This is a genomic window from Streptomyces sp. NPDC127092 (assembly GCF_042722475.1).
Lineage (GTDB): Bacteria > Actinomycetota > Actinomycetes > Streptomycetales > Streptomycetaceae > Streptomyces.
On the sequence record NZ_JBHXFE010000242.1, the window covers coordinates 1 to 553 of the forward strand.

The 553-nt window shown below is 71.4% G+C and carries 1 pseudogene; it reads left to right on the forward strand.

The features are described 5' to 3' along the window. Positions 1-171: 171 nt before the first annotated feature. Positions 172-553, forward strand: a pseudogene (locus tag ACFWJO_RS39325) (glutamine--fructose-6-phosphate aminotransferase); the annotation flags it as partial.

The following is a 553-nucleotide window of genomic DNA, read 5'->3' on the forward strand; positions in this document are numbered from 1 at the left end:
CGTGGACGCGATCGGCGCCGAGGTGGGCTGGCACGCCCGGCGCGATGTGACCGCGATGGTGCGGGACCTCTGGGCCTGGCAGGAGGCCAATCCCGCGGGGTTCTCGTCCCGGGCGGAGTGAGCCGGCCCGCCGTGCGCGGAAGACGGGTCCGGCCCGGTATTCTCGTGCGCATGTGCGGAATCGTCGGATACATCGGCCAGCCCCAGTCGGATCGTGAGCACGGCGCTCTCGACGTCCTGATGGAGGGCCTGCGTCGTCTCGAATACCGCGGATACGACTCCGCCGGTGTGGCCGTGGTGGACGGCGGTCAGCTGTACCACCGGAAGAAGGCGGGCAAGCTCGCCAACCTCGCCGAGGAGCTCGCCGAGCACCCCATCCCCACCGGCCTCGTCGGCATCGGCCACACCCGGTGGGCCACCCACGGCGGCCCCACCGACCGCAACGCCCACCCGCAGGTGGCGGACGAGGGCCGGCTGGCGCTCATCCACAACGGCATCATCGAGAACTACGCCGAGCTGCGCGAGGAGCTGCTCGCGAAGGGGGTCGAGTTCC